Source organism: Burkholderia sp. Nafp2/4-1b (assembly GCF_003635165.1).
In the GTDB taxonomy this organism is placed as follows: Bacteria; Pseudomonadota; Gammaproteobacteria; order Burkholderiales; family Burkholderiaceae; genus Burkholderia.
In genome coordinates, this window is record NZ_ML058605.1 from 136206 (window position 1) to 159142 (window position 22937).

Consider the following 22937-nt stretch of genomic DNA (forward strand, 5'->3'; position numbering starts at 1 on the left):
GCGGCTGCGCGCTCAGCTTTCGACGTTACCGTTGCCGACGACCAGCGACGCGTCTTCACACGCCCGCTGCGCAGGGCTCGGCACGAATCCGAACGTCGTCGGCACGTCCGCGCAGGCGACGTTGCCGAGCGGCAGCGTGTGCCCGTCGCGCCAGCGCAGCACGGGCGGCGTCGCGTCGAAGTCCGCATGATCGGCGAACAGGCCGAGATCGTGGTCGTGCAGCGCCGCGATGCGCGGCGGCGTGCCGGCCGCGCCGAACAGCACGCCGCCCGCATCGTCGAGCCACGCGGCGTCCGGTTCGAACGGCGCGCCGGTCTGGTCGGCGAGCGTGAGCTGCCCGTCGCGCTCGGCGAGGCGCACGACCCACGGCGTATAGGCGAGCTCGACATACACGCGCTGCGGCCCGTTCTGGAAGAACCACTGGCCGTGCGCGTCGCAATCGTAGTTGCGCCCGATGAACGCGTTCAGCGCCGCGTGCCGGACCGGCGAGCCGAGTTCGCCGGCGGCCTGCGCGGCGTCGTCGCGCAGCCGCCACTCGCCGCGCCGGTCGAGCAGCAGCCAGCCGGTGCAGTGCGGTACGTTCGGCCACTTGGCGAGGGCCTGCTTGACGATGTCATCCATGGTCGACGAATTTTGAGCAATAGCCGAACACCCGCGCCGACAGCCAGTCGAGACGGCCGGGGAACGGCCCGGTCATGAATCCCGCATGGCCGCCGTGCGCGGGCTGGTCGAGCTCGACGGCCGGCGAAACGTCGGCGGCGCTCGGCAGCGCCGATTCGGGCAGGAACGGATCGTTGCGCGCGTTGAGGATCAGCGTGGGCACGTCGATTGCGGGCAGCAGCGGGCGCGTGGTGGCCTGCGTCCAGTAGTCGTCGGCGTTGGCGAAGCCGTGCAGCGGCGCGGTCACGACTTCGTCGAAGTCGCGCATCGTCACGGCCGCCAGCATCGCGTCGCGATCGAACAACCCTGGATACTGGTCGAGCTTCGCGAGCGCCTTGCGCTTCAGCGTCTTCAGGAAGCTGCGCGTATAGACCATCGCGAAGCCCTGCGACAGCGCGCGGCCGCCGGCGTGCACGTCGATCGGCGTCGAGATCGCGGCGGCCGCGTGCACGATCGACGTGTCGCTGCGATGCTCGCCGAGCCAGCGCAGCAGCACGTTGCCGCCGAGCGACACGCCGGCCGCGACGATCGGCCCGCGATGCTGCGCGGCGAGCCGGCGCAGGATCCAGTCGACTTCGGCGCTGTCGGCGAGATGGTAGAAGCGCGGCTGCCGGTTGAGCTCGCCGCTGCAACTGCGAAAGTGCGGGACGACCGCGTGCCAGCCCTGCGCGCGCGCGGCGGCCATCATCGCCAGCGCGTAGTGCGAGCCGGAACTGCCTTCGAGGCCGTGGAACAGCACGAACAGCGGCGCGTCGGGCGGCGGCGCCGCGCTGTCGAGATGCGCGACCCAGTCGAGATCGATGAAGTCGTGGTCGGGGGTTTCCCATCGCTCTCGTCGGTACGCGACAACCGGACGCCGCGCGAACAGCGCGGGCACGATGGTTTGCACATGGCTGTTCGGCAGCCAGCGCGGTGCGCGATAGCGCAATGAATCGTCGTCGGGGGCCGGGGCCCCGGTCAGCGGCGAGGTGGGCGGAGAAGCCGTACTCATGATCGCCCCGCTAATGCGTTGCTTCGTATTTCGTCAGTGCAGCGGACCCTGCCCGTGACGGATCTTCGCGGCGAATTGTCCGGCCGCTTGTTCAGGAATCAGGCTCGCGTGGATATGCGCGATGCGCCACTCGCCGCGTTCGTGGATCATCACGTACGTGGCGAAAACCATGTCGGGTTCGGCCGTCAGGTCGGCCTGCTGATGTGCCTCGGCGATCGTGTAGACGACGGTGCCGAGACTGTCGTACACGCGAATGTCGAGCGGCTCGATCGTGACCGGGCGCGTCGCGAGCCGGTTGGCCAGCCCGCTGCGGATCTGATCGAGCCCGTGCAGATGCTCGCCGTCGGCCCACACGCAGCTGGCGAAGTCCTCGTCGATCCACAACCCCAGCAGCGCGTCGAGATTGGCATCGGCGACGGCCTGGTAGTAGGCGTTCAGCGTATCGGCAGCGGCTTCGAAAAGGCGGGCAAAACGTGGCATCGGGATTATCTCTCGCGCGCGTCGCGCGCCGTATTCAGCACGGCGGCCCGGATGGGGCCGCCATACACCGGTGAATCGGATTGCCCGGCGCGCCGTGCGACGCTGCCGGTCAGGGTCAGCGCTGCCCGACGAGCATGCCGCGCAAATCGCCGAATACCTGCTCGGGACCGAGTTCGCGCAGGCAGTTCAGATGGCCGAGCGGGCACTCGCGTTCGAAGCAGGGACTGCATTCGAGATGTAACCATTGTACCTTCGCCAGCTCGGACAGCGGAGGGGTGTGGCGCGGATCCGTCGACCCGTACAGCGCGACGAGCGGCCGGCGCAGCGCGGCGGCCACGTGCATCAGCCCGGAATCGTTGGTCACGACCGCGTTCGCGCGCGCGATCAGCGCGCATGCCTCGGACAGCGACGTCTGCCCGCACAGATTGCGCACGTTCGGTGCGTGGTCGGCGATCGCCTGCGCGGCCGCCGCATCCTTCTGCGAGCCGAGCGCGACGATCTGCGTGTACGGGAACGACTGGTGGACGATCGTCGCGAGCGTCGCGAAGTGCTCGGGCGGCCAGCGCTTGGCCGGGCCGTATTCGGCACCCGGGCAGAACACGACGAGCGGCTTGCGCGTATCGAGGTTGAAACGCGCGGACACGCGCGCCGTCTCGTTCAGGTCGGCATCGAGGCGCGGCGCGGGCAGCGTCTTCATCGATTCGGGCAGCTTCGCGCCCGGCGCGTACGCGAGCGCCGCGTAGTGCGTCGTCATCGGCGGCCGCTCGGCCGACTTGTCGGGGTTCGCGTGCCGCACGTTGAGCAGCCCGTAGCGGTGCTCGCCCGTGTAGCCGATCCGCAGCGGGATGTTCGCGAGCCACGGGATCACCGCGGACTTCAGCGAATTCGGCAGCACGTACGCCGCGTCGTAGCCGACGTCGCGCAGGTCGCTCGCGAGCTGCCAGCGGCGCAGCAGCTGCAGCTTGCCGTGCGCGAGGTCGGTCGCGTAGACATCGTGGATCTCGGGCATCCGCTCGAGCACGGGCGCGACCCAGGTGGGCGCGACGGCATCGATCGCGATGCGGGGATGGAGTTTCTTCAGCAGCGCAAAAAGCGGCTGCGCCATCAATGCGTCACCGATCCAGTTCGGTGCGATAACCAGCGCTCGACGCATCAGGTCGACTTCCGATGTCGTAATGAAGCACGGCGCAGGTGCACCGCGTTCGGGTTGTCAGAACAGGAAAAGGGCGGCGCGCCGGGGTTCCGGCTACGCCGCCTCGCGTGCGGCGGGCCCGCGGGCCCGGCTGGCGGGCTCAGTGGCCCTTGACCACCTCGCCGTCGCGCAGCTTGTAGCGCGTGCCGCAGTACGGGCAGCGCGCCTCGCCGTGCGACACGTCGATGAACACGCGCGGATGCGCGCTCCAGCGCGCCATCGCCGGGTTCGGGCAGTAGGCGGGGAGATCCTTGGCCGTCAGCTCGACCAGCGGCATTTCCTTGATTTCACTCATGAGACTTTCTCTTATCACTCTTTGGTGGGGCGGTCGGTGGCGCGGCGCGCTCAGACCTTCGTCAGCCAGTGCGCGTACTTCGCGTTCTTGCCCGACACGATATCGAAAAACGCCGACTGGAGCTTTTCCGTGACGGGGCCGCGCGCGCCGCTGCCGATCGTGCGGTTGTCGAGTTCGCGGATCGGCGTGACTTCGGCGGCCGTGCCGGTGAAGAACGCTTCGTCCGACGTGTAGACCTCGTCGCGCGTGATGCGCTTCTCGATCACCTCGATGCCGGCGTCCTTCGCGAGCGTGATGATCGTGTCGCGCGTGATACCGTCGAGGCACGACGACAGGTCGGGCGTGTACAGCTTGCCGTTGTTGACCAGGAAGAAGTTCTCGCCGGAGCCTTCCGACACGTAGCCGTCGACGTCGAGCAGCAGCGCTTCGTCGTAGCCGTCGGCGGTGGCTTCCTGGTTCGCGAGGATCGAGTTGACGTACCAGCCGGACGCCTTCGCGCGCACCATCGACACGTTCACGTGGTGGCGCGTGAACGACGACGTCTTCACGCGGATGCCCTTCGCGAGGCCGTCCTCGCCGAGGTACGCGCCCCACGGCCACGCGGCGATCGCGACGTGGATCGTGTTGCCCTTGGCCGACACACCGAGCTTTTCCGGGCCGACCCAGATGATCGGGCGCAGGTAGCACGACTCGAGCTTGTTTTCGCGCACGACTTCGAGCTGCGCGGCTTCGAGGGTTTCCCGGTCGAACGGCACGTCCATCTGGAAGATCTTCGCCGAATTCTGCAGACGCTTGGTGTGCTCGGGCAGGCGGAAGATCGCGGTGCTGCCGTCGGCCGTCTTGTACGCGCGCACGCCCTCGAAGACGCCCATGCCGTAGTGCAGCGTATGGGTCAGGACGTGGATCTTGGCGTCGCGCCAGTCGATCAGCTTGCCGTCCATCCAGATCTTGCCGTCGCGGTCGGCCATTGACATAGGATTCTCCTGGAAGCAGTGAGGTGCTGCGGGTTGTGTGCAGCGTTGAGCTGCAAAGACGCTTATTTTAGCGTCATTTGGCGTCGATCCGGTCGGTCGGCACAGGGCCGGCGCTATAATCGACCGGTACCGATTCCAATAACGACGGGCCATGCCGGCAGGAGACGCCGGCGCCCGGACGAACCGCCCGCTGCGGCCCGCTTTCCCATGCTCGCTCGATTGTCCGCCACCGACCGCTTCGCGCTGATCCAAGGCGCGCGCGACTATTCCCCGACACTGATGGCGATCCTCTCCTGGGGGCTCGTCACCGGCATCGCGATGAGCAAGTCGGTGATGACGCTCGGGCAGGCGAGTGCGATGTCGATCCTCGTGTACGCGGGCTCGTCGCAGCTCGCGGTGCTGCCGCTCCTCGTCGCGAAGCTGCCGGTCTGGACGATCCTGCTCACGGCCGCGATGGTCAACATGCGTTTCGTGATCTTCAGCGCCGGGCTTGCGCCCCATTTTTCCTACCTGCCGCTTTGGCGGCGCCTCGCGATCGGCTATTTCAACGGCGACGTGATCTACCTGCTGTTCCAGAAACAGGGCTTCGCGTACGGCCACGTGCCCGGCAAGGAAGCGTACTTCTGGGGGATGGCGCTTGCGAGCTGGCTGTCGTGGCAGGTGTCGTCGCTCGCCGGCATCCTGCTCGCGAGCTTCTTTCCCGCGAGCTGGGGGCTGGAGCTGGCCGGCACGCTCGCACTGATCCCGATCATGGTGTCGGCGGTCGCGAACCGCTCGACGCTCGCGGCCGTCGCGGTCGCGGGCATCGTGTCGCTGATCGCGTTCGACCTGCCGTACCGGCTCGCGCTGCCGATCGCGGTGCTGGCCGCGCTGGCGGCCGGCTGCACGGCCGATTTCTTCGTCGAACGCGCCGACTGGCGCCGCATCCGCACCGAAACCGTGCACGAAAAGGAAATCGATTGAGCGCGACCGAAATCTGGATCGTCATCGTCGGGATGACCATAGTCACGGCCGTCACGCGCGCGCTGTTCCTGCTCGGCGGCGAACGCACCGTGCTGCCCGAGCGCGCGCAGCGCGCGTTGCGCTACGCGCCGGCCGCCGCGCTCGTCGCCGTCGTGCTGCCGGACGTGCTCGAAACGCCGGCCGGGCTGTCGTTCGCGCTGTCCAACCATCCGTTCTATGCGGCGCTCGCGGGCCTCGGCTGGTTTTTGTGGCGGCGCAGCATGCTCGGCACGATCATCATCGGGATGCTCGTCTTTACCGTACTGCGCCTGATCTTCTGACGCAGCCCCGCGCCGCGCCGGCCGGACCTCCGCTGCGCGCGCACGCGCATTGTTGCATTGCGGCAATGGGCCGGCGGCCGCGTGCGATCCCAAATAGGCGGAATTCGCCGCCGCACGGGTCAGTCTGCCGGGTGGATCGGCTAGAATGCCCGTTCGAGATTTTTACCCGTGCGCGTCATGCGAACCGCCAGCCACGGCCGCATCCGGCGCCCTTTCGCGGCAGCCCGCGCACGTCCAGTGTGAACCCCCTTTCCCCATCCACTACTTCAATCTGTTCAACATGAGCCAAGTCAAGCGTCTTACCGACCTGATCGCCGCCGGCCAGCTCGCCGGCAAGCGGGTGTTCATCCGCGCCGACCTGAACGTCCCGCAGGACGATCACGGCAACATCACCGAAGACACGCGCGTGCGTGCGTCCGTGCCGGCCATCCAGGCCGCGCTCGACGCGGGCGCGGCCGTGATGGTCACGTCGCACCTCGGTCGTCCGACCGAAGGCGAATTCAAGCCGGAAGACTCGCTCGCGCCGGTCGCGAAGCGTCTCGGCGAACTGCTCGGCCGCGATGTGCCGCTCGTCGCGAACTGGGTCGAGAACGGCGTGAACGTCGCGCCGGGCCAGGTCGTGCTGCTCGAGAACTGCCGCGTGAACAAGGGCGAGAAGAAGAATTCGGACGAGCTCGCGCAGAAGATGGCGAAGCTCTGCGACGTGTACGTGAACGACGCGTTCGGCACCGCGCACCGCGCGGAAGCGACCACCCACGGGATCGCGAAGTACGCGCCGGTCGCGTGCGCGGGCCCGCTGCTGGCCGCCGAACTCGACGCGCTCGGCAAGGCGCTCGGCAACCCGGCGCGTCCGCTCGTCGCGATCGTCGCCGGCTCGAAGGTGTCGACCAAGCTGACCATCCTGAAGTCGCTGGCCGGCAAGGTCGACCAGCTGATCGTCGGCGGCGGCATCGCGAACACGTTCATGCTCGCGGCCGGCCTGTCGATCGGCAAGTCGCTCGCGGAAGCCGATCTCGTCGCGGAAGCGAAGGCGATCATCGACGAAGCGCGCGAGCGCGGCGCGTCGGTGCCGATCCCGACCGACGTCGTCACCGCCAAGGAATTCTCGCCGACGGCCGCGGCCACGGTGAAGCAGGTCGCCGACATCGAAGCGGACGACATGATCCTCGACATCGGCCCCGATACGGCCAAGGCACTCGCGAGCCAGCTCGAGAAGGCCGGCACGATCGTGTGGAACGGCCCGGTCGGCGTGTTCGAGTTCGACCAGTTCGGCAACGGCACCAAGACGCTCGCAGAAGCCATCGCCAAATCGTCCGCGTTCTCGATCGCGGGCGGCGGCGACACGCTCGCGGCCATCGCGAAGTACGGCATCCACGACCAGGTCAGCTACATCTCGACGGGCGGCGGCGCCTTCCTCGAGTTCCTCGAGGGGAAGAAGCTGCCGGCGGTGGAAGTGCTCGAAACGCGGGCGGCCTGAGCGTGGCGGCGCGCGCAGGGGTGACGAAGGCCGCGCGCTCCGCGAAAGCGGAGCAGCCGGCCGGCGCGGGCAAGCGCAAACGCGCGCCCGCGCGGGCGAACACCGCCCCGCGCGCACTAGCGGCCGCCGGCGACGCGGCCGTGCAGCACCACGAGATTCAGAACAAAGCGATGCCGGGCGCAAGCACCGGCACGCCCCCCGGAACGGCCGCCGCTGGGCCCGCCGATTCCGGCTCTCGCAGCGTTTCACCCAGCGCATCCACCTTGATCCAGATGAGGAGTTTCATGCAGCGCGCCACCAAGATAGTCGCCACGATCGGCCCGGCTTCCAGTTCGCCGGAGATTCTGCTGCAGATGATGCAGGCGGGCCTCGACGTCGTGCGGCTCAATTTTTCGCACGGCACGGCCGACGATCACCGCCAGCGCGCCGAGATGGTGCGCGAGGCTGCCCGCAAGGTCGGCCGCGAGATCGCGATCATGGCCGACCTCCAGGGCCCGAAGATCCGCGTCGGCAAGTTCGAGAACGGCAAGACCACGCTGACGCCGGGCCAGGCCTTCATCCTCGACGCGGGCTGCGAGCTCGGCAACGACGAGCGGGTCGGCCTCGACTACAAGGAACTGCCGCGCGACCTGAAGCCGGGCGACCTGCTGCTGCTGAACGACGGCCTGATCGTGCTGACCGTCGAGCGCGTGCTCGGCGACGAGATCCATACGACCGTCAAGGTGGGCGGCGAGCTGTCGAACAACAAGGGCATCAATCGCCAGGGCGGCGGCCTGTCGGCGCCCGCGCTGACCGCGAAGGACATGGAGGACATCCGCACGGCGATGTCGCTCGGCGCGGATCTCGTCGCGGTGTCGTTCCCGAAGAACGCGACCGACATGGAAATGGCGCGCCAGCTCGCGAACATCGCGGGCGCGCCGTACGGCATCAAGCCGAAGATGATCGCGAAGATCGAGCGCGCCGAAGCGATTCCGGCGCTGCAGAGCATCCTCGACGCATCCGACGGCATCATGGTCGCGCGTGGCGACCTCGCGGTGGAAGTCGGCAACGCGGCCGTGCCGGCGCTGCAGAAGCGGATGATCCGGATGGCGCGCGAGTCGAACAAGCTCGTGATCACCGCGACGCAGATGATGGAATCGATGATCCACGCGCCCGTGCCGACCCGCGCGGAAGTGTCGGACGTCGCGAACGCGGTGCTCGACGGCACCGACGCCGTGATGCTGTCGGCCGAGACGGCCGCCGGCAAGTACCCGGTCGTCACCATCGAGACGATGGCGGCCGTGTGCGTCGAAGCGGAAAAGTCCGAGCACGTCGAGCTGGACAAGGATTTCCTCGACCGCACGTTTACGCGGATCGACCAGTCGATCGCGATGGGCGCACTGTTTACCGCGTACCACCTCGGTGCGAAGGCCATCATCGCGCTGACCGAATCGGGCGCGACCGCGCTGTGGATGTCGCGTCACTACACGCACGTGCCGATCTTCGCGCTGACGCCGCGCGTCGGCAGCGAGCGCACGATGGCGCTGTACCGTAACGTGACGCCGCTGCACGTCGACTTCAACAGCGACCGCGACTCGGCGCTGCAGGCGGCCCTCGAGATCGTCGTCAAGCAGGGCTACGTGCAGCACGGCGACATGGTCGTGCTGACCGTCGGCGAGCCGATGGGGCAGGCGGGCGGCACCAACACGCTGAAGATCGTGCGGGTCGGCGAGCATTATTGAGCGACCGGGCGATTGCAGGCCGGCATGCGCCGGCCGCCCGAGCTGATCGGGCGCCATTTTTAGATGAAAGCCGCGCGGGGGCCGGATGCCTCGCGCGGCTTTTTTTCTGTTTTTTGGGCCGATTGTGCCGTGCGAAGGTAACAAATTGCGAGTACGCGCCACCGGGCGGTCGGAATCGGAGGCGCTTCGCGATAAAATGCGGCTATTCGACGCTCAGCCGCGCCGTGCCGTCCCGGTCCAGACGGGAGCGAGCGCCGCGCCGGCGTCAGGGCGCACCGGTTTTCATTCCAAGGAGTTCCACAATGCCTCTCGTATCAATGCGTCAATTGCTGGACCACGCGGCAGAGCACGGTTACGGCCTGCCGGCCTTCAATGTGAACAACCTGGAGCAGATCCAGGCGATCATGGCGGCGGCGGATCAGGTCGGCGCGCCCGTGATCATGCAGGCATCGGCCGGCGCGCGTAAGTACGCGGGCGAGCCGTTCCTGCGCCACCTGATCGAAGCGGCGGTCGAGTCGTATCCGCACATCCCGGTCGTGATGCACCAGGATCACGGCCAGTCGCCGGCAGTCTGCACGGCCGCGATCCGCAGCGGCTTCACGAGCGTGATGATGGACGGTTCGCTCGAAGCCGACGGCAAGACGGTCGCCTCGTACGAGTACAACGTCGACGTGTCGCGCAAGGTCGTCGAGATGGCGCACTCGATCGGCGTGACGGTCGAAGCCGAACTCGGCGTGCTCGGCTCGCTCGAGACGATGAAGGGCGACAAGGAAGACGGCCACGGCGCGGAAGGCACGATGACCCGCGAGCAGCTGCTGACCGATCCGGAGCAGGCCGCCGACTTCGTGAAGCTCACGCAGTGTGACGCGCTGGCCATCGCGATCGGCACGTCGCACGGCGCGTACAAGTTCTCGAAGAAGCCGACGGGCGACATCCTGTCGATCCAGCGCATCAAGGAAATCCACGCGCGCATCCCGAACACGCACCTCGTGATGCACGGTTCGTCGTCGGTGCCGCAGGAACTGCTGGCCGAGATCCGCGAATTCGGCGGCGACATGAAGGAAACCTACGGCGTGCCGGTCGAGGAAATCCAGGAAGGCATCAAGCACGGCGTGCGCAAGATCAACATCGACACCGACCTGCGTCTCGCGATCACCGGCGCGATCCGCCGCTACCTGTTCGAGAACCCGGGCAAGTTCGATCCGCGCGACTACCTGAAGCCCGCGCGCGAAGCGGCGAAGAAGGTGTGCGTCGACCGCTACCTCGCGTTCGGCTGCGAAGGCCAGGCCGCGAAGATCAAGCCGGTGTCGCTCGACAAGATCGCCGAACAGTACAAGTCCGGCGCGCTCGCGCAGGTCGTGCGCTGAGACTGTAGTACGATTGCCCCGCCCGGTTTCGCCGCCGGGCCGGGGTTGGCTGCCCGGGCGGCGGATTCGATCCGGCCCTGACAGCCATTCCGTCCGGCCGAACAAGGGCCGGCCGGCAGCCGCGGGCGCGATCGCCCGCCGGTTCGCCGACGCATTGCAAGACCGCCGTTCCCGCCTGCCGCGGGGAACGGCGTTTCCCTTTTTGTTTGGCTCCTTATCTGCGAAAAGACGATGTCTACCCTTTACGAATCCACGCTCCGCTCGCTGCCGCTTCTCGGTCGCGGCAAGGTCCGCGACAACTACGCGGTCGGCAACGACAAGCTCCTGATCGTCACGACCGATCGCCTGTCGGCATTCGACGTGATCATGGGCGAGCCGATTCCGAACAAGGGCCGCGTGCTGAACCAGATGGCGAACTTCTGGTTCGACAAGCTCGCGCACATCGTGCCGAACCACCTGACCGGCGACGCGCCGGAATCGGTCGTCGCGGCCGACGAAGTCGAGCAGGTCAAGGGCCGCGCGGCGGTCGTCAAGCGCCTGGAGCCGATCATGATCGAAGCGGTCGTGCGCGGCTACCTGGCCGGCAGCGGCTGGAAGGAATACCAGGCGTCGGGCGCGGTGTGCGGCGTGCAGCTGCCGGAAGGCCTGCAGAACGCGCAGAAGCTGCCGGAGCCGATCTTCACGCCGGCCGCGAAGGCCGAGCTCGGCGAGCACGACGAGAACATCACGTTCGAGGAAACCGAGCGCCGCATCGGCACCGAGCTGGCCGCGACGATCCGCGACATCTCGATCAAGCTGTACAAGGAAGCGGCCGACTACGCGGCGACGCGCGGCATCATCATCGCCGACACGAAGTTCGAATTCGGTCTCGACAACCACGGCAAGCTGTACCTGATGGACGAAGTGCTGACGGCCGATTCGTCGCGCTTCTGGCCGGCCGACCAGTACCAGGTCGGCACCAACCCGCCGTCGTTCGACAAGCAGTTCGTGCGCGACTGGCTCGAGACGCAGCCGTGGGGCAAGACCGCGCCGGCGCCGGCGCTGCCGGCCGACGTCGTCGAGAAGACGGCCGCGAAGTACCAGGAAGCGCTCGAGCGCATCACCGGCCAGCCGCTCGCGTGAGCCAAGGAACCCACGAAATGAGTGAAGTCCAGACTGCCCACACGCACAGCGCGCCGCTCGTCGGCGTGCTGATGGGTTCCAGTTCCGACTGGGACGTGATGAAGAACGCGGTCGCGATCCTGCAGGAATTCGGCGTGCCGTACGAAGCGAAGGTCGTGTCCGCGCACCGGATGCCCGACGAGATGTTCGACTATGCGGAGAAGGCGCGCGAGCGCGGGTTGCGCGCGATCATCGCGGGTGCCGGCGGCGCCGCGCACCTGCCCGGCATGCTGGCCGCAAAAACGACCGTGCCGGTGCTCGGCGTGCCGGTCGCGAGCAAGTACCTGAAGGGCGTCGATTCGCTGCACTCGATCGTGCAGATGCCCAAGGGCGTGCCGGTCGCGACGTTCGCGATCGGCGAGGCCGGTGCCGCGAATGCCGCGTTGTTCGCGGTGTCGATCCTGTCCGGCACGTCGGCCGACTACGCGAACCGGCTCGCCGCGTTCCGGGTGCGCCAGAACGAAGCCGCGCACGCAATGGTGTTGCCGCCGCTGGCATGACGGCGCACCGGCGGCCGCTCCGACATTCCAGCGGCCGCCTGACCTACCCACTGCGGCGGGCAGCGCCCGTCGCGACCGATCACTGACATGACCGCAACTCCTGATTCCGTTTCCCCGATCCTGCCCGGCGCGTGGCTGGGCATGGTCGGCGGTGGCCAGCTCGGCCGCATGTTCTGCTTTGCCGCCCAGTCGATGGGCTATCGCGTCGCCGTGCTCGATCCCGACCCGACGAGCCCGGCCGGCACGGTCGCCGACCGCCATCTGCGCGCGGCTTATGACGACGAAGCCGCGCTCGCCGAACTGGCCGAACTGTGCGACGCCGTGTCGACGGAATTCGAGAACGTGCCGGCCGCGAGCCTCGATTTCCTCGCGCGCACCACGTTCGTCGCGCCGGCCGGCCGCTGCGTCGCGGTCGCGCAGGACCGGATCGCGGAGAAGCGGTTCATCGAAGCGTCGGGCGTGCCGGTCGCACCGCACGTCGTGATCGAATCGACGGCGGCACTCGCCGCGCTCGACGATGCCGCGCTCGACGCGGTGCTGCCGGGCATCCTGAAGACGGCGCGCCTCGGCTACGACGGTAAGGGCCAGGTGCGCGTAAGCACGGCGCAGGAAGCGCGCGATGCGCATGCGGCGCTCGGCGGCGTGCCGTGCGTGCTCGAGAAGCGCCTGCCGCTGAAATACGAAGTGTCCGCGCTGATCGCGCGCGGCGCGGACGGCCGTTCGGCCGCGTTCCCGCTCGCGCAGAACGTGCATCACAACGGCATCCTCGCGCTGACCGTGGTGCCGGCGCCGGCCGCCGATGCGGCACGCGTCGAAGAGGCGCAGCAGGCGGCCATCCGGATCGCCGACACGCTCGGCTACGTCGGCGTGCTGTGCGTCGAATTCTTCGTGCTGGAAGACGGCTCGTTCGTCGCGAACGAAATGGCGCCGCGCCCGCACAACTCCGGCCACTACACGGTCGATGCGTGCGCAACGAGCCAGTTCGAGCAGCAGGTGCGCGCGATGACGCGCATGCCGCTCGGCAACCCGCGCCAGCATTCGCCGGCCGCGATGCTGAACATCCTCGGCGACGTGTGGTTCCCCAACGGTGCGGCGGCCGACGCTGTCACGCCGCCGTGGGACACGGTCGCCGCGATGCCGGCCGCGCACCTGCATCTGTACGGCAAGGAAGAAGCGCGCGTCGGCCGCAAGATGGGCCACGTGAACTTCACGGCGGAGACGCGCGACGCCGCCGTCGCCGCCGCCAACGCGTGCGCGCAGCTGCTGCGCGTACCGCTCGACTGAGGCGCCAGCCGATGTCCACCGATCTCCCGAACGCCGTGACGCCCGCGCAGATCGACGCGGCCGCCGCGCTGCTCGATGCCGGGCAACTCGTCGCGTTCCCGACCGAAACCGTGTACGGGCTCGGCGGCGACGCGGCGAACCCCGAGGCCGTCGCGCGCATCTACGCGGCGAAAGGGCGGCCGGCGAACCATCCGGTAATCGTGCATCTGCCGCCCGGCGGCGACCCCGGCTACTGGGCCGCTGACCTGCCGGCCGATGCGCAGGCGCTGATCGACGCATTCTGGCCCGGTCCGCTCACGCTGATCCTGAAGCGCCATGCGCGCATCCCGGACGCCGTGAGCGGCGGCCAGGATTCGGTCGGCCTGCGCTGCCCGTCGCATCCGGTCGCGCAGGCGCTGCTGGCCGCGTTCAGCGCGCGCCGAGGCGGCCACGGCGGCGTCGCCGCGCCGTCCGCGAACCGCTTCGGCCACGTGAGCCCGACCACCGCGCAGCACGTGCGCGACGAATTCGGCGACACGGTGCACGTGCTCGATGGCGGCGCGTCCGAAGTCGGCATCGAATCGACGATCCTCGACCTGTCGCGCGGTTTCCCCGCGCTTTTGCGCCCGGGCCACGTGACGCCGCGGCAGATCGCCGACGTGCTCGGGCGCGCGCCGCGTCTGCCCGACGGCAGCGACGCGACCGCACCGCGCGCGTCCGGCACGCTGAAGGCGCATTACGCGCCGCGCACGCCGCTCGCGCTGTTGCCGTTCGACGCGCTCGAAGCGCTGCTGGCGGCCGCCCAGACCGACGGCGAACGCGTCGCGCTCGTCGCGCGCGCATCGCGTGCGGGACGCTGGGCGCAGGCCGACGGCGTGCACTTCATCGCGGCGCCGGAAGATCCGCAGGCGTATGCGCGCGAGCTCTACGGGATGCTGCGTGCGCTCGATCGTGCGCAGGTCGCACGCATCCTCGTCGAGAAGCTTCCCGAGACCGTCGAGTGGATCGCGGTCAACGATCGTCTTGGTCGTGCGGCCGCGGCGTTCGAAGCACGCGACTGACGCAATCGTCGCGTTCCGCTCCCGAAATGAAAAAACGCCTGACCGGCGCGAACCGGTCAGGCGTTTTCGTTTGGGCGCGTGGCCGGCGGCTTACTTGCCGACGCCCGACTTCGCGATCTGCTGTTCGACGTACTGCGCGAACAGCGCATGCAGGTGCGTGGTCGGGTGGACCAGATCGGCGAACATGTAGGTCTGGTCGGCGTTGGCGGTCGTGTAGGTCTGCGGCGAGCAGAACAGCGACGAGCCGAAGGCCGTCGCGTCAGCCACGCCGTATTGCGTCGCCGCTGCGACCATCGCCTTCAGGTTGCAACCCGTGTCGGTGTTCGACACGCTGAAGCCGTTCGCCTGGTAGTTGGCCGCGATGCCGTCCTGCCACGTGAACGAATCGACCACCGCGTACTTCGTCGGGTCGACCTTCAGTGCGGCGAGCGTGCCGACCAGCGTCTGGTTGAACAGGCCCGACAGTTGCGTGAACGCGGCCTGCGTGCCGCCCTGCAGCGCGAGCGGCGTGCCGCCGATGTCCGGCACGTTCGCGACGAACACGTGCGTCGCACCGGCCGCGACGATCTGCTGGACGATGCCGCCGAGCTGCTGCGCGGCGAGGCCGATCGCCTGTGCGGCCGCAAGCTGGGCTGCCGGCGTGTTGCCTTGCGCCTGCGCGACCTGCGCCTGATAGAAGATGTCGTTCGCGCCGCCGTTGATCAGCACGATCTGGCCGGCGTTGAAGCTGCCGTGCTGCGCGACGTACTGCTTGACCTGGTCGGCGATCGGCGTCGTGGTGGCCTGCGCGTAGTCGGCGTTCGGCACGCTCGACGCTGCGTGGCCGATGCCCGGCTGCAGCGTCACGCGCGAGCCGCCCTGTGCGTAGCCGAGGCCGCCTGTGGCCTGCAGCGGAATGCCGAAGCCGCCCTGGTTCGCGGGCTGCAGCGTGTCGCCGTAGTACTGCGCGACGTCCTGCGTCCACACCTGGCCCGGGTTGGTCGTGAAGCGGCCGCCGCCGAAGCCGAGCTTGATCTGCGAGTAGGTGCCGACGTCCGACAGGCTGTCGCCGAACGACACGATCTGCATTTTCACGCCCGACGGCGGCGTGTTCGACGCGCTGCTGCTGTTGTTATCGTCGCCGCCGCCGCACGCGGCCAGCAGCGCGAGCGCGGCGCCCGCGATCGCGACCTGCGCGGTGCGCAGCAGGCGTTGACGGTTGCGCGACGGAGTAGGTTGTTGTGACTGCATCGATGTATCTCCTCGTAGATATGGCCTTGGTGCATCTGCCGCGTGCCCGCTCAGGTTCGGGCTGCGCGGCGGCCGTTGGCTGAAGTGGCTTATCGGTCGCGCACGGCCGCAAGCGGCGTCGTGCGCGGATCGTGGTTGGCGGCCTCGGCGATCTGCGCATGATAAGCGCTCGCCCATTCAGGCGGGCCGAACATCGCGCGCAGCTTGTTGCGCCATCCGGCGACGCGCAACGCGTCGGCCGCCATCGACACCCACTCGTGAAACGTCGCGACGAGCGGGTTGTTCGAGCCGAGCGGCTCGACGATTCCGTATTGCGGCGGATCGTCGGGCGACTCGTCGACGTAGCTGCCGAACAGGCGGTCCCAGATCACGAGCACACCGGCGTAATTGCGGTCGATGTAGCGCGGGTTGCGCGCATGGTGCGCGCGATGGATCGACGGCGTGTTGAGCACGTATTCGAGCCAGCCGAGCCTGCCGATCGCCTGCGTGTGCACGAAGAACTGGAACGCGAGGTTAATCAGCACGATGCCGACGATCTGCTGCGGCGGAAAGCCCAGGAACGCGAGCGGCAGCCAGAACGCCCACATGCCCGCGACGGGATACATCAGGCTCTGCCGGAATGCGGTCGAGAAATTCATCCGCTCGGACGAGTGGTGCACGACGTGCGCCGCCCACAGCCAGCGCACGCGGTGGCTCGCGCGGTGGAACACGTAGTAGAGGAAATCCTGGCCGACGAACAGCACGGCGAACGACAGCCAGCCGTCGCGCCACGTGAACAACCGGAAATGTGCGTAGCAGTACGCATAAACGGGGATCACGAACAGCCACGCGAGCTTGTCGGCGCCCTGGTGCATCAGCGCGAGTGCCGCATTGCACAGCGTGTCGCGCCACGCATAGACGTGATCCTGTGCGCGAGTGCGCGCGAGGTGCCAGGCTTCCCACGCGATGCAGAGCAGGAAGACGGGCGCCAGCGCGAGCAGAAGCAATTCGACGTCGAATCGCATGGGCGTGTCTCCTCCGTTCCCCTGCAAGCCGTGAGGCCGGGCGCATGGCCCGTTGTAGATATCGGTCAGGCCAACAGCCTACGCAATCGCCACGCGCTAGGCGAGGGGGCAGCGTAGAGGGTTCCCTCTGAGGACAGGGTTTCTACCGAAGCCATGCGCAACGGGGCCGCGCGGTGCGGCCCCGTTTTATCGGCGTGGCTGGCCGGCGGTGTGCGGTGTGCGGGCGGCCGACGCCGTTTCAAACGGGCGGCGCAGTCGGAGGACCGGCGCTCCGCTGGCCGGTGCCGCGCCGCGCCGCACTCGCCACGAGCCGATCGCGACAGCCGGTCAACGGCCACGCGGCGCGCGCGCCGTCAATGCGCGCCCGCGTAGATCCATTCGAGCAGCGTGTCGTGCGCGGCGCGCGCGCCTTCCGCGTGATCGTTGTTGATGAAACTGACGACGATGTAGCTCTGCCCGTCGGCGCCCGCGACGTAGCCGGCGATCGCGCGCACGTCGCGCAGCGTGCCGGTCTTGATGTGCGCGTTGCCGAGCACGCCGGCGTTGGTCAGGCGGTTCTTCATCGTGCCGTCGATGCCGGCGATCGGCAGCGAGTCGATGAACGCCTGCGCGACCGGGCTCGCGTTCGCGGCCTGCAGCAGCGCGGCGAGCGACAGCGCGCTCACGTGTTCGTCGCGCGACAGGCCCGAGCCGTTCTCGACCTCGAGGTCGGGCATCGCGATCCCGCTCTTCTGCAGGAATGCATGGATCGCGCGGCTCGACTGCTCGGGTGTCGCGGGCGGCTTGCCTGCGACCGCGCCGATCGTCAGGAACAGGTTGCGCGCCATCACGTTGTTGCTGAACTTGTTGATGTCGTAGACGATGCTGCCGAGCACGGGGCTGTGATGGACCGCGAGCGGTCGCGCGGCGCTCGGCACCTTGCCTTCGCTGACCGGCCCCGCGATCGTGCCGCCGTCCTGCTGCCACAGCGCGAGGAAGCCGCGCGCGAAGAAGGTCGTGTGATCGAGGATCGCGAGATTGGTCGTGTGCGCGCCGCAGCGCAGCGGATAGTCGCCGGCGAACGATGCGGTCATGAGCCCGGTGCCGCCGGCCGACAGCGTCGGACGCGCGGCCGCGGCCGCCGCGCTGCACGAGCCCGAGCCTTCGACCAGCTGGTTGTCGATCGACAGGTTCGCGAGCGGCGGCAGCACGTCGACGGCGACCTTGCCGTCGTCGCCCGGCGTGACCGTGAACGACACGGCCTTGAACGCGTACAGCAGCGGATCGGGGCCGACGTTGTACGGCGCGCTCACGTCGTCGTCGAACGACGGCAGGTCGCGCGTCGACGCGGCGAAGTAGCTCTTGTCGAGCACGAGGCCGCCGGCCACGCGCTTGATGCCGGCCTTGCGGATCTTGTCGACGAGGTCGATCAGCTCCTCGGGCACGAGCTTCGGATCGCCGGTGCCCTTGATGTACAGGTTGCCCTGCAGCGTGCCGTCCGGGTCGACCGGGCCGTCCGCATACGCGGTGGTGCGCCAGCGGAAGTCGGGGCCGAGGATCGACAGGCCGGAGAAGGTCGTGACGAGCTTCATCGTCGAGGCCGGCAGCATCGGCCGGTCGGCGTTCCACGCAATCAGCGGCTCCGGATCGCCGACGCGCTCGACCACGACGCTCATCGCCGACGCCGGCACCTTCGCGCGCTGCAGCGCGACGAGCACCGACGCCGGCAGGCCGGCCGCGCGCGCGGCGGGCGACACGACTGCAGTCTTGCGTGCTTCCTTGTGGGATTTCTTGCGGGCCTGCGCGGGCGGCGCGAACGCAAGGGCCGTGCAGGTGGCGACGACGACGGCCGCGCGCAGGCAGACGCGGGCCTGGGGAGCGAACCGGGCGGAGAGAGCGGAAATCGGCATGGGCGAATACGGGAAAAGCACGGGGTTCGGGCAGGGCGCGCGCGGCGCCGGAGCGCACATTGTAGAGACAAGTCCGCGAGCGTCCCTTGCAAACCGCCTTTCTGTTGCATTGCAGCCGGCACCGGCGATTCGCGGCGCTACAATGGTCGCCATGTTTCACTCGCCCCATGGGTTCCGGTTCCGATGCGGATTCTGCTTGTTGAAGACGATCGAATGATCGCCGAAGGCGTACGCAAGGCGTTGCGCGCCGACGGCTTCGCGGTCGACTGGGTGCAGGACGGCGACGCGGCGCTCACGGCGCTCGGCGGCGAAGCGTACGACCTGCTGCTGCTCGATCTCGGCCTGCCGAAGCGCGACGGCATCGACGTGCTGCGCACGCTGCGCGCGCGCGGGCTGGCGCTGCCGGTGCTGATCGTCACCGCGCGCGATGCGATCGCTGACCGCGTGAAGGGCCTCGACGCGGGCGCCGACGACTACCTCGTCAAGCCGTTCGACCTCGACGAACTGGGTGCGCGCATGCGCGCGCTGATCCGCCGCCAGGCGGGGCGCAGCGAATCGCTGATCCGCCACGGCGCGCTGACGCTCGACCCCGCGGCGCATCAGGTGACGCTCGACGGCGCGCCCGTCGCGCTGTCCGCACGCGAGTTCGCGCTGCTCGAGGCGCTGCTCGCGCGGCCCGGCGCGGTGCTGTCCAAGAGCCAGCTCGAGGAGAAGATGTACGGCTGGGGCGAGGAGATCGGCAGCAACACGGTCGAGGTCTACATCCACGCGCTGCGCAAGAAGCTCGGCTCGGACCTGATCCGCAACGTGCGCGGGCTCGGCTACATGGTCGTCAAGGAAAGCTGACGCGTGAGGTCGATTCGTCATCAATTGCTGATCTGGCTGCTCGCGATCGTGGTCGCCGGCGTGGGCATCGCGGGCTGGCTGATCTACCGGCAGGCGCTCGCCGAAGCGAACGAACTGTTCGACTACCAGCTGCAGGAAATCGCCGCGGCGCTGCCGTCGGAGCCGTTCTCGCAGGTGTTCGGTTCGCGCACCAACGGCGACGAAGGCATCGTGATCCAGATATGGAACCGCAACGGCGTGCTGATGTACTTCTCGCATCCGCGCGCGCCGATCGCGCCGCGGGCGGAACTCGGCTTCTCGACCGAGCGCACCGATCGCGGCGAATGGCGCGTGTACGGCGCGATCGTCGGCGACAACGTCGTGCAGCTCGCGCAGCCGTTGTCGGTGCGCAACCGCCTCGCGGCGAACGTCGCGCTGCGCACGCTGTGGCCGCTGATCGTGCTGCTGCCGTTCCTCGGCGCCGCGGTCTGGGTGATCGTCGGGCGCGGGCTCGCGCCGCTTGCCCGTGTGACGCGCGCGGTCGAGGCGCGCCGGCCGGAAGCGCTCGATCCGCTGCCCGACGCTCGGCTGCCGTTCGAGGTGCAGCCGCTCGTGCACGCGCTGAACGGGCTGCTCGCGCGGCTGTCGGCGGCGCTCGATACGCAGAAGGCGTTCGTCGCCGATGCCGCGCACGAGTTGCGCACGCCGCTCGCTGCCGTGCAGATCCAGGCGCAGCTCGTCGCCCGCGCGAAGGACGACACGTCGCGCCGCGAAGCGGTCGCCGACCTGCAGGACGGCATCACGCGCGCGACGCGCCTCACGGAACAACTGCTCGCGCTCGCCCGGGCGGAGCCCGACGGTGCGACGATGCGCGAGCCGGTCGACCTGCAGGCGCTGCTCGTCGAATGCGTGGCCGCGCACGCGCCGCTCGCGCAGCGGCACCACATCGATCTCGGCTTCGAGGAGACGTGCGCGGCGAGCGTCGTCGCTGACATCGGCGCGCTGCGCGTGATGTTCGGCAACCTGCTCGACAACGCGGTGAAGTACACGCCCGATGGCGGCCGCATCGACGTATCGCTCACGCGCGACGCGGCCGGCCGCGCGTGCGTGCAGATCGGCGACAGCGGGCCCGGCATCCCGGCCGACGAGCGCGAACGCGTGTTCGACCGCTTCTACCGCGACAGCACCGCGCGGGCGCGCACCGACGTGTCGGGCAGCGGGCTCGGGCTCGCGATCGTGAAGCGCGTCGCGGCACAGCAGGGCGCGACGGTGACGCTCGGCGACGCGGCCGCGGGCGGCCTGCTCGTGAGCGTCGTGTTCCGCGACGCCGAGCTGACGGAGCCCGCGCCGCACGCGTCGGAATCCGTATGACGAACCGGCTGGCGCGGGCCGCGGCGGCGGCCTAAGCCCCGTTTAAGGTCGATTAAGCCTCCTTTAAGTCAGGGTCGTTACGCTGCGACCTAACAACGAGGAGGTCCTACGATGAACACCCGATTCCTTGCGCGCGGCGCCGTCGCAGTCGCCGTGGCGGCCGCCCTGTCCGCAGGCTATGTCGCAGGCACCCGCCGCGCCGATCCGCAGATCATCACGCCCGCGCAGGCCGCAGCGCTGATGCCGGCCGAAGCCGCGGCGAAAACCGGCATTCCCGATTTCTCCGGGCTGGTCGAAACCTATGGCCCGGCGGTCGTCAACATCAGTGCGAAGCACGTCGTGAAGCAGGTGTCGCGGCGCGTGCAGCAGCCGCAGCTGCCGATCGATCCGAGCGACCCGTTCTACCAGTTCTTCAAGCACTTCTACGGCCAAGTGCCGGGCATGGGCGGCGACGCGCAGCCGGACGACCAGCCGAGCGCGAGCCTCGGTTCGGGGTTCGTCATCAGCTCCGACGGGTACATCCTCACCAATGCGCACGTGATCGACGGCGCGAACGTCGTCACGGTCAAGCTGACCGACAAGCGCGAGTACAAGGCGAAGGTCATCGGCGCCGACAAGCAGTCCGACGTCGCGGTGCTGAAGATCGACGCGAGCGGCCTGCCGACCGTGAAGATCGGCGATCCATCGCAGAGCAAGGTCGGCCAGTGGGTCGTCGCGATCGGTTCGCCGTACGGCTTCGACAACACGGTCACGTCCGGCATCATCAGCGCGAAATCGCGCGCGCTGCCCGACGAGAACTACACGCCGTTCATCCAGACCGACGTGCCGGTGAACCCGGGCAACTCGGGCGGCCCGCTGTTCAACCTGCAGGGCGAGGTGATCGGCATCAACTCGATGATCTACTCGCAGACGGGCGGCTTCCAGGGCCTGTCGTTCGCGATCCCGATCAACGAGGCGATCAAGGTCAAGGACGAACTCGTTAAGACGGGCCACGTGAGCCGCGGCCGGCTGGGCGTCGCCGTGCAGGGGCTGAACCAGACGCTCGCGAGCTCGTTCGGGCTGCAGAAGCCGGACGGCGCGCTCGTCAGCTCGGTCGATCCGAACGGCCCGGCCGCGAAGGCCGGCCTGCAGCCGGGCGACGTGATCCTGGCGGTCAACGGCTCGCCGGTCGCCGATTCCACGTCGCTGCCCGCGCAGATCGCGAACCTGAAGCCGGGCTCGAAGGCCGACCTGCAGGTGTGGCGCGACAAGTCGAAGAAGTCGATCAGCGTGACGCTCGGCGCGATGACCGACGCGAAGCAGGCGTCGAACGACGGCGGTCCGGTCGAGCAGGGGCGCCTCGGCGTCGCGGTGCGTCCGCTCTCGCCGCAGGAGCGCAGCGCCGCCAACCTGTCGCACGGGCTGATCGTGCAGCAGGCCGGCGGCCCGGCAGCCAGCGCGGGCATCCAGCCCGGCGACGTGATCCTCGCGGTCAACGGCCGCCCTGTCACCAGCCCCGAGCAGCTGCGCGAGGCGGTCAAGGGAGCGGGCAACAGTCTTGCTCTCTTGATTCAGCGCGATAATGCACAGATCTTCGTGCCGGTCGACCTGAGCTGACCGGCGGTCGTTGCGGGCCGGCCATGCCGGCCCCAAGCGGGCGTCGCCGGCGTTCGGCCCCGTGGTGCTGTGTTCCGACCCGAAAGGAGAGAGCCATGCAATATCTACGCAACGTGTCCCGATTTGCCGCCGCCGCGGCGCTGGCTGCCGGCTGCGTCGTTGCCGCGCCCGGCGCGTACGCCCAATCGGACGGCTTGCCCGCGGCGAGCCAGCAGGGCGATATCAGCTATGTGTCAGGCGGCATCGGCAAGGATCAATCGACGGCATTCGAGAGCAACGAGGCGGCGTGGCCGCTGGCGCTGCGCTTCACCGGCAAGGGTGGCGAATACTTGGCCGACGTCCACGTGCGGATCGTCGACGGCAAGGGCGCCGAGCTGCTGGCGACGGACGCGCGCGGCCCGTACATGCTCGTGAAGTTGCCGCCGGGGCGCTACACCGTCCATGCGTCATACCAGGGCAGCGACGAATCGCGCGCGGTCACGGTCGGTGCGAAGGGCGGCGCGAAGGCCGCGTTCCAGTGGAGTGCGCAGTAGCGCATCGCGCGCGGGCCGGCGCCCCGAGTCGCGCAATCGGATGAAGTTTCGCCCATAATGAAAG

At 68.7% G+C, this 22937-nt stretch carries 23 protein-coding genes; 13 read left to right on the forward strand and 10 right to left on the reverse strand.

All coding sequences use genetic code 11. The features are described from left to right. Positions 1-12: 12 nt before the first annotated feature. From C7H84_RS14650 to C7H84_RS14675, 6 genes are all read right to left on the reverse strand, one after another. Entirely contained in the window at positions 13-621 is a 609-nt protein-coding gene (locus tag C7H84_RS14650; protein ID WP_121859457.1) for a DUF2946 family protein, read from the reverse strand. After that, on the reverse strand, positions 614-1651 hold the full coding sequence (locus tag C7H84_RS14655) for a hydrolase (protein ID WP_121859458.1): 1038 nt from the start codon (positions 1649-1651) through the stop codon (positions 614-616). The genes C7H84_RS14650 and C7H84_RS14655 overlap by 8 nt, the downstream gene beginning before the upstream one ends. Before the next feature lie 33 nt (positions 1652-1684). After that, positions 1685-2131 (reverse strand): nuclear transport factor 2 family protein, encoded by a 447-nt coding sequence (locus tag C7H84_RS14660; protein WP_014896161.1) that lies wholly within the window; start codon positions 2129-2131, stop codon positions 1685-1687. A 115-nt stretch (positions 2132-2246) separates the two neighbouring features. After that, positions 2247-3284, reverse strand: a complete 1038-nt coding sequence (gene waaF, locus C7H84_RS14665; protein WP_121859459.1) for a lipopolysaccharide heptosyltransferase II — start codon at positions 3282-3284, stop codon at positions 2247-2249. A 139-nt stretch (positions 3285-3423) separates the two neighbouring features. Continuing rightward, the gene (locus C7H84_RS14670) at positions 3424-3618 is read right to left on the reverse strand and encodes a zinc-finger domain-containing protein (protein WP_006749970.1); all 195 of its coding nucleotides are present in this window, start codon (positions 3616-3618) and stop codon (positions 3424-3426) included. A gap of 50 nt (positions 3619-3668) precedes the next feature. After that, entirely contained in the window at positions 3669-4592 is a 924-nt protein-coding gene (locus C7H84_RS14675) for a branched-chain amino acid transaminase (RefSeq protein ID WP_121859460.1), read from the reverse strand. Between the two features lie 207 nt (positions 4593-4799). Here C7H84_RS14675 and C7H84_RS14680 point away from each other — a divergent pair, with 207 nt between their 5' ends. The 3 genes from C7H84_RS14680 to C7H84_RS14690 all read left to right on the forward strand — a co-directional run bounded on the left by C7H84_RS14680 (position 4800) and on the right by C7H84_RS14690 (position 7352). Then, positions 4800-5555 (forward strand): AzlC family ABC transporter permease, encoded by a 756-nt coding sequence (locus tag C7H84_RS14680; RefSeq protein WP_121859461.1) that lies wholly within the window; start codon positions 4800-4802, stop codon positions 5553-5555. Beyond that, positions 5552-5875, forward strand: a complete 324-nt coding sequence (locus tag C7H84_RS14685; RefSeq protein WP_121859462.1) for an AzlD domain-containing protein — start codon at positions 5552-5554, stop codon at positions 5873-5875. The genes C7H84_RS14680 and C7H84_RS14685 overlap by 4 nt, the downstream gene beginning before the upstream one ends. A gap of 280 nt (positions 5876-6155) precedes the next feature. Further along, on the forward strand, positions 6156-7352 hold the full coding sequence (locus tag C7H84_RS14690) for a phosphoglycerate kinase (protein WP_121859463.1): 1197 nt from the start codon (positions 6156-6158) through the stop codon (positions 7350-7352). Positions 7353-7509: 157 nt separating this feature from the next. Here the strand turns inward: C7H84_RS14690 and C7H84_RS37575 are convergent, their stop codons facing one another. Further along, positions 7510-7638 (reverse strand): hypothetical protein, encoded by a 129-nt coding sequence (locus C7H84_RS37575; protein WP_256097633.1) that lies wholly within the window; start codon positions 7636-7638, stop codon positions 7510-7512. On the opposite strand from C7H84_RS37575, the gene pyk reads away from it, so the two are divergent. From pyk to C7H84_RS14720, 6 genes are all read left to right on the forward strand, one after another. Continuing rightward, positions 7637-9073, forward strand: a complete 1437-nt coding sequence (gene pyk / locus C7H84_RS14695) for a pyruvate kinase (protein ID WP_121859670.1) — start codon at positions 7637-7639, stop codon at positions 9071-9073. The two genes, C7H84_RS37575 and pyk, sit on opposite strands and share 2 nt — an antisense overlap. A 302-nt stretch (positions 9074-9375) precedes the next feature. Beyond that, positions 9376-10440: a class II fructose-bisphosphate aldolase gene (gene fba, locus C7H84_RS14700; protein ID WP_121859464.1), complete on the forward strand. Its 1065-nt coding sequence runs from the start codon at positions 9376-9378 to the stop codon at positions 10438-10440. Positions 10441-10671: 231 nt separating this feature from the next. Next, positions 10672-11562 carry a phosphoribosylaminoimidazolesuccinocarboxamide synthase gene (locus tag C7H84_RS14705; RefSeq protein ID WP_121859465.1) on the forward strand — a complete coding sequence of 297 codons (891 nt, stop codon included), beginning with the start codon at positions 10672-10674 and terminating at the stop codon, positions 11560-11562. A 17-nt stretch (positions 11563-11579) separates the two neighbouring features. After that, positions 11580-12101, forward strand: a complete 522-nt coding sequence (purE, locus tag C7H84_RS14710) for a 5-(carboxyamino)imidazole ribonucleotide mutase (protein WP_121859466.1) — start codon at positions 11580-11582, stop codon at positions 12099-12101. A gap of 87 nt (positions 12102-12188) precedes the next feature. Continuing rightward, entirely contained in the window at positions 12189-13385 is a 1197-nt protein-coding gene (locus C7H84_RS14715) for a 5-(carboxyamino)imidazole ribonucleotide synthase (RefSeq protein ID WP_121859467.1), read from the forward strand. An 11-nt stretch (positions 13386-13396) separates the two neighbouring features. Continuing rightward, the gene (locus C7H84_RS14720; protein WP_121859468.1) at positions 13397-14425 is read left to right on the forward strand and encodes an L-threonylcarbamoyladenylate synthase; all 1029 of its coding nucleotides are present in this window, start codon (positions 13397-13399) and stop codon (positions 14423-14425) included. Positions 14426-14515: 90 nt separating this feature from the next. Here C7H84_RS14720 and C7H84_RS14725 read toward each other — a convergent pair whose 3' ends face one another. The 3 genes from C7H84_RS14725 to dacB all read right to left on the reverse strand — a co-directional run bounded on the left by C7H84_RS14725 (position 14516) and on the right by dacB (position 18548). Further along, positions 14516-15655 (reverse strand): SGNH/GDSL hydrolase family protein, encoded by a 1140-nt coding sequence (locus C7H84_RS14725; RefSeq protein WP_121859469.1) that lies wholly within the window; start codon positions 15653-15655, stop codon positions 14516-14518. Positions 15656-15744: 89 nt separating this feature from the next. After that, the gene (locus tag C7H84_RS14730; protein ID WP_121859470.1) at positions 15745-16659 is read right to left on the reverse strand and encodes a sterol desaturase family protein; all 915 of its coding nucleotides are present in this window, start codon (positions 16657-16659) and stop codon (positions 15745-15747) included. A 353-nt stretch (positions 16660-17012) separates the two neighbouring features. Beyond that, positions 17013-18548: a D-alanyl-D-alanine carboxypeptidase/D-alanyl-D-alanine-endopeptidase gene (gene dacB, locus C7H84_RS14735; protein WP_121859471.1), complete on the reverse strand. Its 1536-nt coding sequence runs from the start codon at positions 18546-18548 to the stop codon at positions 17013-17015. A 183-nt stretch (positions 18549-18731) separates the two neighbouring features. Here dacB and C7H84_RS14740 point away from each other — a divergent pair, with 183 nt between their 5' ends. The 4 genes from C7H84_RS14740 to C7H84_RS14755 all read left to right on the forward strand — a co-directional run bounded on the left by C7H84_RS14740 (position 18732) and on the right by C7H84_RS14755 (position 22873). Continuing rightward, the gene (locus C7H84_RS14740; protein ID WP_121859472.1) at positions 18732-19394 is read left to right on the forward strand and encodes a response regulator; all 663 of its coding nucleotides are present in this window, start codon (positions 18732-18734) and stop codon (positions 19392-19394) included. 3 nt (positions 19395-19397) lie between these two features. Further along, a complete protein-coding gene (locus C7H84_RS14745; protein ID WP_121859473.1) occupies positions 19398-20744 on the forward strand; it encodes an ATP-binding protein in 1347 nt (448 codons plus the stop codon). Between the two features lie 111 nt (positions 20745-20855). After that, entirely contained in the window at positions 20856-22340 is a 1485-nt protein-coding gene (locus C7H84_RS14750) for a DegQ family serine endoprotease (protein ID WP_121859474.1), read from the forward strand. Positions 22341-22435: 95 nt separating this feature from the next. Further along, complete coding sequence (locus C7H84_RS14755; RefSeq protein WP_121859475.1) at positions 22436-22873, forward strand: carboxypeptidase-like regulatory domain-containing protein; 438 nt, start codon at positions 22436-22438, stop codon at positions 22871-22873. Positions 22874-22937: the final 64 nt, after the last annotated feature.